The organism is Azonexus sp. GW821-FHT04F04 (assembly GCF_059420025.1).
The window spans coordinates 20,909-29,363 of the sequence record NZ_JBWKSX010000021.1 but is presented as its reverse complement, the minus strand read 5'-3'; the positions used below and the strand labels follow the sequence as shown (position 1 = coordinate 29,363).

General features: G+C 57.4%; 8 protein-coding genes, 1 tRNA gene and 1 pseudogene. 7 read left to right on the top strand and 3 right to left on the bottom strand.

The window, feature by feature from the left end; translation table 11 throughout:
* Positions 1-145 precede the first annotated feature (145 nt).
* Positions 146-253, top strand: a pseudogene (locus AC07TV_RS22565) (transposase domain-containing protein); the annotation flags it as partial.
* A 62-nt stretch (positions 254-315) separates the two neighbouring features.
* Here the strand turns inward: AC07TV_RS22565 and tcdA are convergent.
* On the bottom strand, positions 316-1,083 hold the full coding sequence (tcdA, locus tag AC07TV_RS22560) for a tRNA cyclic N6-threonylcarbamoyladenosine(37) synthase TcdA (protein WP_494650640.1): 768 nt from the start codon (positions 1,081-1,083) through the stop codon (positions 316-318).
* Complete coding sequence (locus AC07TV_RS22555) at positions 1,083-2,186, bottom strand: HD domain-containing phosphohydrolase (protein WP_494650639.1); 1,104 nt, start codon at positions 2,184-2,186, stop codon at positions 1,083-1,085. Before AC07TV_RS22555 ends, tcdA begins: the two co-directional genes overlap by 1 nt.
* A 137-nt stretch (positions 2,187-2,323) precedes the next feature.
* On the opposite strand from AC07TV_RS22555, the gene ispB reads away from it, so the two are divergent.
* The 6 genes from ispB (at position 2,324) to ampD (ending at position 7,307) form a co-directional block, all read left to right on the top strand.
* Positions 2,324-3,292, top strand: a complete 969-nt coding sequence (gene ispB, locus AC07TV_RS22550) for an octaprenyl diphosphate synthase (RefSeq protein ID WP_494650637.1) — start codon at positions 2,324-2,326, stop codon at positions 3,290-3,292.
* 15 nt (positions 3,293-3,307) lie between these two features.
* Positions 3,308-3,384, top strand: a tRNA-Pro gene (locus tag AC07TV_RS22545).
* A 197-nt stretch (positions 3,385-3,581) separates the two neighbouring features.
* On the top strand, positions 3,582-3,815 hold the full coding sequence (locus AC07TV_RS22540) for a PP0621 family protein (RefSeq protein ID WP_494650636.1): 234 nt from the start codon (positions 3,582-3,584) through the stop codon (positions 3,813-3,815).
* Positions 3,815-5,428, top strand: coding sequence for a two-component system sensor histidine kinase NtrB (locus AC07TV_RS22535; protein ID WP_494650634.1), 1,614 nt, complete (start codon positions 3,815-3,817; stop codon positions 5,426-5,428). Before AC07TV_RS22540 ends, AC07TV_RS22535 begins: the two co-directional genes overlap by 1 nt.
* The gene (locus AC07TV_RS22530) at positions 5,386-6,741 is read left to right on the top strand and encodes a sigma-54-dependent transcriptional regulator (RefSeq protein ID WP_494650632.1); all 1,356 of its coding nucleotides are present in this window, start codon (positions 5,386-5,388) and stop codon (positions 6,739-6,741) included. The genes AC07TV_RS22535 and AC07TV_RS22530 overlap by 43 nt, the downstream gene beginning before the upstream one ends.
* Positions 6,741-7,307: a 1,6-anhydro-N-acetylmuramyl-L-alanine amidase AmpD gene (gene ampD / locus AC07TV_RS22525; protein WP_494650630.1), complete on the top strand. Its 567-nt coding sequence runs from the start codon at positions 6,741-6,743 to the stop codon at positions 7,305-7,307. The genes AC07TV_RS22530 and ampD overlap by 1 nt, the downstream gene beginning before the upstream one ends.
* Here the strand turns inward: ampD and AC07TV_RS22520 are convergent.
* Positions 7,284-8,444 carry a pyridoxal phosphate-dependent aminotransferase gene (locus tag AC07TV_RS22520; RefSeq protein ID WP_494650628.1) on the bottom strand — a complete coding sequence of 387 codons (1,161 nt, stop codon included), beginning with the start codon at positions 8,442-8,444 and terminating at the stop codon, positions 7,284-7,286. The two genes, ampD and AC07TV_RS22520, sit on opposite strands and share 24 nt — an antisense overlap.
* Positions 8,445-8,455 lie beyond the last annotated feature (11 nt).

The window sequence follows — 8,455 nt, the reverse complement described above, 5'->3', positions numbered from 1 at the left end:
CAGGACCGTGAAACAGATGAGCGCCAATGATAGTGAGCTTCCGCTCGCGAAAGTAGGTCAACGCCAGACTCCCCATGCAAAACCCCGTTAGCTCAAGCTAACGGGGTTTCTTGCATTTAGCACCGAAAAATTAAGTCGTCGCTTCGAACCGTTGGTCTATCTGAAAGATGTCTTTACCCGCCTGCCGACTCAGCCGGCAAGCCGTGTCGGCGAGCTACTGCCGCATCGCTGGCAGCCTCAAATCCTCGCCTGACCTGACTTTGCCGGGGGCTTACCTTGACTTCGCCTGCAGCGAGAAGGTGCAGCTTGGTCTTCTTATGTGCGGATGATCTGCCTGATTGCTTCCGCTGCTGCCACCATGCCAAAAACAGATGTAACACAGACGGATGAACCGAAGCCGGAACAATTAAGCCCAGTAGCGCCGAGGGTGGTGTTGCATTCTGAGTCGGTCTCAGGGTAGCGTAGTGGCTCGGTCGAAAAGACAGCGGAAACGTTGAACTTCTTCTTTGTGTCGCGAGGAAATCCATATTCACGGCGTAATAGTGCACGAACCTTTGCTAATAACGGATCTTGCACTGTTTTACTTAGATCGATAACGCGCACCTGAGTTGGGTCAATTTGCCCACCTGCCGCCCCGGCAACGACAATGGGTGTCTTCATTTTTCTGCAGAGGGCTATCATGGCTGCTTTGGCGCGTACTTGATCAATCGCATCGATTACCAGAGAATGGCTGTGATCGAGTAGGTTCTCTACGTTATCTGGCGTAACGAAATCCTCGATGCAAGAGACTTCGCAATCGGGATTGATGGCTCGTATCCGTTCGGAAATGGCGTCAACTTTCGCTTTGCCATAGATATTACCTAGAGCGTGGATTTGCCTATTGGTGTTGGATTCGGCCACCATATCAAGGTCGACAACAGTAATTCGCCCGACACCCGTGCGGGCAAGTGCTTCTGCACTCCACGAGCCAACCCCGCCGATTCCAACAACGCATACATTTGCTTGTCGTAAGCGTTCAGCACCATCGGCACCATACAGGCGGGTAACGCCACCGAAACGACGTTCGCGATCAATAGTCGGCATCAGTTTTCAACAGTTTTGCGTATAACCGCATTGAACGGGGAAATCCACTCGGGAGAGAATTGATTGTCGCAGGCATTGATTTCTGCGATAGCGCGCAATACAGAACGATTTTTTCCGCGATGGATGTGCTTGAGCATGACGGCCTCGAACGCGTCGACAATGGCAAGTATCTTTGCTCCTGCGCAGATATCTACATCGAGCAATCCGTTTGGATAGCCGCCACCGTCCGGCATTTCATGATGTTGGGCAACTATCAAAGCAGCCGTCTCCCAGCCGGGTATTCTCTGTAAAAGCCCTGCAGCAAAACCGGGGTGATTTCTAAGTGTCAGTTTGTCTTCGGCTGTCATTTTTCCTGCTTTTAACCACGTGGACTCTGGCAAAAGCATCATGCCAATATCGTGAAAATAGATCGCTGCTTCAAGTTGAACGGGATCAACGGGGGTTTTACCTGCTTTATTAGTCTCCTGCGCAAGCCGAAGTATGCGCATGGTGCGTCCCTTGAACAGGGGGGAGCGACTTTCGAACTGTAGCGCCAGTGAGCGGAAGAATTGGAGATCGGTACTTGCATTCTTCTGACTGGGGCTCGTGGAGGAATATCGGGGCGCACGGCTCGATATATTGGGCATTACTGGCGGAAAGCCGGTGACGGCCTCGATCAGTTTTGCACAGGCGATACCTATCTGTTCCATCGACTCTTGGGCGAGAGCATCAAGACCTTGGACAAGTATGGGGAGTTGGAGATTGTCCAATGGCCTGCAAGCAAGCAGGGCATCCGTTGCCAATTCAAGGCGGTCAACGGCGAGCAGAATCATTTCAGCAAGCAATTCCGAGAGCTGGATTTCGCCTTCTCGAAAACGAGCCAGCATGGTCTCTATGGGATGCGTGACGGCAACGCCAAGCTCGTATTTGCACAGCGAGGCATCGCCCTTGACGTTGTGAACGGCGCGAAAGAGATCGGCAATAATATCCCTGTCCGCAGGGTTTTTTCTCAAGAGCGCAATGTCACGTTCGATTTCCGGCGCACGCTCGGTTAGCGCCTCGGCAAACTCCAGCAATGCTTCACGATCATGGATTACCGGTGCAATGATCGAACGAATATCCATGTAGCCCCCAATAATTCTAATAATTCTAGAAGTTTAACAAACTGGCGTCAGGAGCAGCTGCCATCCTTGATTGCTCGGCCTTGACTGCACCACATTCGCCACCTAAGATTCCGCGCTTCATCAAGGAAATACCTGCCGTGACTCTGGAACAGCTCTACGCCCTGATCGGGCCCGACATGAAGGCCGTTGACGCGGTCATCCGCGACCGCCTGCATTCAGATGTGGTTTTAGTCAGACAGGTTGCCGAATATATTATCGGTAGCGGCGGCAAGCGCCTGCGGCCCGCCTTGGTCCTCCTGGCAGCTGGTGCGCTTGGTTATCATGGAGTTCGCCATCAGGAGATAGCAGCGGTGATTGAGTTTATCCACACGGCTACCTTGTTGCACGATGATGTGGTGGACGAGTCTGCGTTGCGGCGCGGGCACGACACAGCGAATGCCATGTTCGGTAACGCAGCCAGCGTGCTGGTCGGTGATTTCCTGTATTCACGTGCATTCCAGATGATGGTTATGGTCGACAACATGCGCGTGATGCAGGTCCTATCGAACGCGACAAACATCATTGCCGAAGGAGAGGTTCTGCAGTTGATGAATTGCCACGACGCTGACGTGGACGAAGCGCGTTACATGCAAGTAATCCACTACAAGACTGCAAAGCTCTTCGAGGCAGCGGCTCAGCTTGGTGCGATTCTTGGTCAGGCTTCGCCGGAAGTGGAGGCTGCCTTGGCAGCATATGGCATGCATCTCGGGACGGCTTTCCAGTTGATTGACGACGTTCTCGATTACTCCGGCCAAGAGGCCGATACCGGCAAACATATTGGCGACGATCTTGCCGAAGGAAAACCGACGCTGCCTCTGATCTACGTCATGCAACACGGAAGTGTGCAGCAGGCAGCGTGCGTGCGCAAGGCAATTGAGGAGGGTGGGCGCGATGATTTTCCTTCAGTGCTCGATGCTATCAGGAATAGTGGTGCTCTCGATCATGCGCGGGAGCGCGCGGCCCAGGAGGCGAGTCTCGCAAGAGCATCAATTCAGTGCTTGGGGGATTCAAATTATAAAAAAGCTCTGCTACAATTGACGCTCTTTGCAGTTGAGAGAAACCATTAGGCTTCTTTCTGACGTCGGAGTGTAGCTCAGCCTGGTAGAGCACTGCGTTCGGGACGCAGGGGTCGCAAGTTCGAATCCTGTCACTCCGACCAAAACACTGCAAAAAAAAGCACTTAGCCATCCTCCGGGATGGCTTTTTGCTTTGTGGCCTGGTGCTGGATAACAACATCACTCTCCGCTTCGTTTAAGGACGAGTTCATTCTTGCCTTCAGGGTGGTGGCAATGTATTGAAGTGTAGGGGAGAATAAAAGGCCACGGAAAAGCCGTGAGCTTCTTGTTTCTGGGGTAAATGATGAAATACCTGCTTTTGTTTGCGTTTCTCGCCGCCGTTTGGTGGGTCTGGTCGAAGCGCCATTCAGCGGCGGGAACAGAGACCTCCGAAAGGCGAGAGCCTGCCCCGGAAAAAATGGTGACTTGCGTGCATTGTGGAGTCCACCTACCCGAGAGCGAAGGCATCGTGGACGGTGATCGGGTTTACTGCAGCGAGGCGCATCGCCTGGCTGCAAGCAGCTCGGAGCGGTGATGCCGGATTGGCTTTCATCGACCTGGGAGGCTAACTGGCGCTCGTTCCAGTATTTCAACTTGTACCGGCTGGTGTTGGCCGCGTTGTTTTTTCTGGCCATTGTATTCCCCCATGAATGGTCCGCCCGCCTGAATCTCCTGCCATCTCCGCTGATGTTCGGGCTGACCGGTGGATACATGATGGCTACAGTGGCCGGTTTGCTTCTGGCAACGCATTGGCAACGTCGATTCAACCGGCAGCTGTCAGCTCAGATGGTGGTCGACGTGGCAATTGTCAGCTCGCTGATGTATCAGGCCGGGGGGGTCGGCAGCGGCTTGAGCGTGTTGTTGTTGGTTTCGCTGGCGGCGGCCAGTCTGGTCGGGCGCGGGCGGCTGGTATTGTTTTATGCAGCGCTGGCTACGCTGGCGATTTTGCTGAGCCAGATTTACGGGATCGTCGCCAAGGGTTTCGATGAATCGTCAGTCGTTCAGGCTGGTTTCATCTCTGCCGGATTTTTCGCAACCGCGATTCTGGCTCGTTTGCTTGGGCAGCGGGCGATGGTTCATGAGGATCTGGCGCGCCGGCGCGGCGAAGCCCTTGCCAACCAGATATTGATCAGTCAGCGTGTCGTGGAGCGGATGCAGGATGGTGTGCTGATCGTTGCCGAGGGCGGAGTGGTGAGTCACTGCAATCCGGTGGCCAAGGCAATGCTTGGCCTGTCAGGAAATGACGGGCAGGCCGAGTTGGCCACTCAGGCGTCTGGCTTGGCCGTTGCATTGCAGGCATGGGATGAGCAGGGTGGCGAAGATAGTCTGTTGTTTCGGGGTGCCGACGGACGTGAATTGCGGGCACGTTTTGAGCGAACGGCAAGTTCCGATGGCGAAGTTCTGGTTTTTCTCGATGATGTCGGGCGAATCAAGGAGCGTGCGCAACAGTTGAAATTGGCGTCTCTGGGCAGGTTGACCGCAAGCATAGCCCACGAAATCCGCAATCCCTTGTCCGCCATCGGGCATGCCGGAGAGTTGTTACGCGAGGAGCGTCGCGGGGAGATGCAGGAGCGTCTTCTGCGGATTCTCAACGACAATGTGATCCGCCTTGACCGGATCGTCGGCGATATTCTTGAACTTGGTCGCCAGAGCCGCGCGGAGCCAGAGTTGTTGCGAATTGACGAGTTCTGCGCCGGCTTTGTCGAGCATTTCAACGCGACTGAAAGTCTGTCGCCCGACATCGTCGTACTTGAAGGTGAGTCGCCGCTCAATCTTTGTTTCGACCGCTCGCATTTGCATCAGGTGCTGTGGAACCTGGTCAGCAATGCCTTGCGCCATTCGAGCCGTGGTCCCGGGGCCGTCCGTATTCAACTTGGCAGCGGCCATGGCGATGGCCGGGTAGAATTGCACGTGGTCGATGATGGCTCGGGGGTTCCGGAAAACGTGCGCGAGCAGATTTTCGAGCCATTCTTTACGACGCATACGCTGGGAACCGGGCTGGGTTTGTTCATCGCCCGGGAATTGTGTGCGACCAACGGGGCAAGTCTGGCGCTGGCGGAGTCGTCGTCCGGCGCGCATTTCATTGTTGCAGGGAGAAACGACACGTGTCTGTTGCCAGAACCGAACGGCGCCCGCGCGGCGAAATGAGTCGAGTCCTCGTCATCGACGACGAGGCCGATATCCGCGAACTGATCGACCTGACATTGGTCCGCATGGGGTTGGCGACGGAGTGTGTCGGCTCGGTCGCTGAGGCGCGGGCCGCCCTTGACGGTGATGTCTTTCAGCTTTGCCTGACCGACATGCGTCTGCCGGATGGGGATGGTCTGGAGATTGTTCGCTACATTACCGAGCACCATCCGCAAACGCCGATTGCCGTGATTACAGCCTACGGCAGCGCCGAAAATGCCGTGGCTGCCTTGAAGGCCGGCGCCTTCGATTATCTGGCCAAGCCGGTGGGGCTTGAACAGTTGCGCACCCTTGTCAAATCGGCCCTGCGCCTGCCGGGTGGCGGCCAGGATAGCGACAATCCCCTGCAATCGTTGATCGGCGATTCGCCGAGCATGCAGCAGGTGCGGGCAATGATCGAGAAACTTGCCCGTAGTCAGGCTCCGATTTATATCTCGGGTGAGTCGGGTAGCGGCAAGGAGTTGGCGGCGCGCCTGATCCACGGCCGGAGCGCGCGGGCGGCTGCCACCTTCGTCCCGGTTAACTGCGGGGCGATCCCGGAAAACCTCATGGAAAGCGAGTTTTTCGGTTATCGGAAAGGCGCGTTTACCGGCGCCGATAGCGAGCGCGAAGGTTTTTTCCAGGCGGCCCACGGTGGCACCCTGTTCCTTGATGAAGTCGCCGATCTACCGCTGGCCATGCAGGTCAAGCTGTTGCGCGCCATTCAGGAAAAACGCGTGCGCAAGGTGGGGAGTGTGGCCGAGGAACCGGTCGATGTCCGGATCATCTGTGCCACGCACAAAAATCTGCGTGAACTGGTCGACCGGGGGGCTTTCCGGCAGGACTTGTATTACCGCCTGAACGTGATCGAACTGCGCATGCCGCCGCTGCGCGAGCGGATGGAGGATATCGTGCCACTGGTCGAGGCCATCCTGCGTCGGGTCTTTGGTGATTCGCCACCCAAGCTGTCGAGCGGGGCGGTCAAGGCGCTGTCGTTTTACTCCTTCCCGGGCAATGTTCGTGAACTGGAGAACATTCTCGAACGGGCCACGGCGCTTTGCTCCAATGACCTGATCGAGGTCGAGGATCTGCATATCGGACCGGAGGAAATGGCTGGAAACGAGGAGCAGGGGCGCGGCAGCGAGACCCTCGACGAGTACCTCAACCGCCTTGAGCGCCAGGCCATTCTAGAAGCGCTGCAGAAGGCCGAGGGCAACCGCACGGCCGCAGCCCGCTTGCTCGGTGTGACCTTCCGTTCAATGCGCTATCGTCTTGAGCGTCTGGGCATCGAGTGATGTCATGGCAGCCTGACGGTTGGCTTGAGGGCGTACGCTGGCTACCCTCACCGAACTTTGGCGAACGGCCGGCCGGCGAGCCGGTGTCGCTGGTGGTCATCCACAATATCAGCCTGCCGCCCGACGAATTCGGTGGTGACTGGGTCGAGGATTTTTTCCTCAATCGGCTTGATCCCACGGTCAACCGGTATTTTTCGACAATTTTCGAATTGCAGGTTTCGGCCCATTTCTACATTCGACGCGATGGCCGCGTCGTTCAGTTCGTCGGCTGCGACCAGCGGGCTTGGCATGCCGGTCAGTCGTGCTGGTGCAAGCGGGACAACTGCAACGACTACTCGGTCGGCATCGAGCTGGAAGGCTCGGATGTGCGGCCGTTCACGGACGAGCAGTACGCTGCCCTGTGGGGTGTGCTTGATGCCTTGCGCGCGCGCTATCCGATTGCTGCCATCGCCGGTCATTGCCACATCGCGCCGGGGCGCAAGACTGATCCCGGACCGTATTTCGACTGGGCGGCGCTGCAGGCGCGCTATCCGGGCCTGGACTTACCGGCCGAAATATCGGCTTAGGCGTTCCACGGCTTCGGCCAGCCTGACTACGTCTGTCGTGTAGGCAAAGCGGATGTGTTTTTCTGGCTCGTTGTTGCCGAAATCAAGGCCAGGCGTCGCAGCAACCCCCGTTTTCTCAAGCAAGTCCTTGGCCAGCGTGAAACTGTCTTCGGCCAGGGCCGAGCAGTCGCAGTAGAGGTAGAAGGCGCCTTCGGGGCGGGCCGTGACGCGAAAGCCGATTTGCTCCAGCGCCGGGGCGAGGAAATCTCGGCGACGACGAAACTCGGCCCGCCGCGCTTCGAGAACGGCGATGGTTGCCGGTTCAAAGGCTGTCAGCGCACCGTACTGGGCAGGCGTCGAGGGGCACAGCGTCAGGTTCTGCGCCAGCTTTTCGATGTCGCGAACGTAAGCTTCCGGGATGACCATCCATCCGAGCCGCCAGCCAGTCATTTGAAAGTACTTCGAAAAGCTGTTGATGACCCAGATGTCGTCGCCAGCAGCGCAGGCTGTAGGCGCATCGATTTCGTAGGTCAGGCCGTGGTAAATCTCGTCCACCAGAAAATGACCATCGTTGTCGCGACAAACACCGGCCAAGGCGTCGATCTCGGCCAGCGTCAGCAAGGTGCCGGTCGGGTTGGCCGGCGAGGCGACGAGGAGGCCGGCGGTGCTCGGCTTCCAGTGCTGGCGAAGGAGGTCCGGCGTTGGCTGGTAGTTGGTTGCTGGGCCGACTGGGATGTTCTGCGGTCGACCGTCAAAAGTCCGCAGAATGTGACGATTGCACGGATAGCCCGGATCGGTCAGCAGCCACTCGCTGCCGGGATCAGCCAGGCAGGCGAAGGCCAGGTTCAGTGCGCCGGAGGCTCCGTTGGTGATGGCAATTCGGCTGGCCGGTACGTTGGCGCCATAGCGCTGGCGGTAGAAGGCGCTGATCGCTTCGCGCAATTCCGGCAAGCCGAGAGCCTGGGTGTATTTCGTTTTCCCGCTTTTTATCGCGTTGACCGCAGCATTCGCGATGGGCTCCGGCGTCGGGAAGTCGGGCTCGCCGACTTCCATGTGAATGATGTCGCGGCCTTCCGCTTCGAGCTGCCGGGCGCGGGTCAGCAGTTCAACGACGTGAAAGGGTTCGATGTCGGCAAGGCGTTGGGCGGGGCGATACATGCGGTTCTCCA

Coding starts and splice junctions, on each gene's coding strand:
- tcdA (WP_494650640.1), bottom strand. CDS start 1,083: ATGCCGACTATTGATCGCGAACGTCGTTTCGGTGGCGTTACCCGCCTG.
- AC07TV_RS22555 (WP_494650639.1), bottom strand. CDS start 2,186: ATGGATATTCGTTCGATCATTGCACCGGTAATCCATGATCGTGAAGCA.
- AC07TV_RS22540 (WP_494650636.1), top strand. CDS start 3,582: ATGATGAAATACCTGCTTTTGTTTGCGTTTCTCGCCGCCGTTTGGTGG.
- AC07TV_RS22535 (WP_494650634.1), top strand. CDS start 3,815: ATGCCGGATTGGCTTTCATCGACCTGGGAGGCTAACTGGCGCTCGTTC.
- ampD (WP_494650630.1), top strand. CDS start 6,741: ATGTCATGGCAGCCTGACGGTTGGCTTGAGGGCGTACGCTGGCTACCC.
- AC07TV_RS22520 (WP_494650628.1), bottom strand. CDS start 8,444: ATGTATCGCCCCGCCCAACGCCTTGCCGACATCGAACCCTTTCACGTC.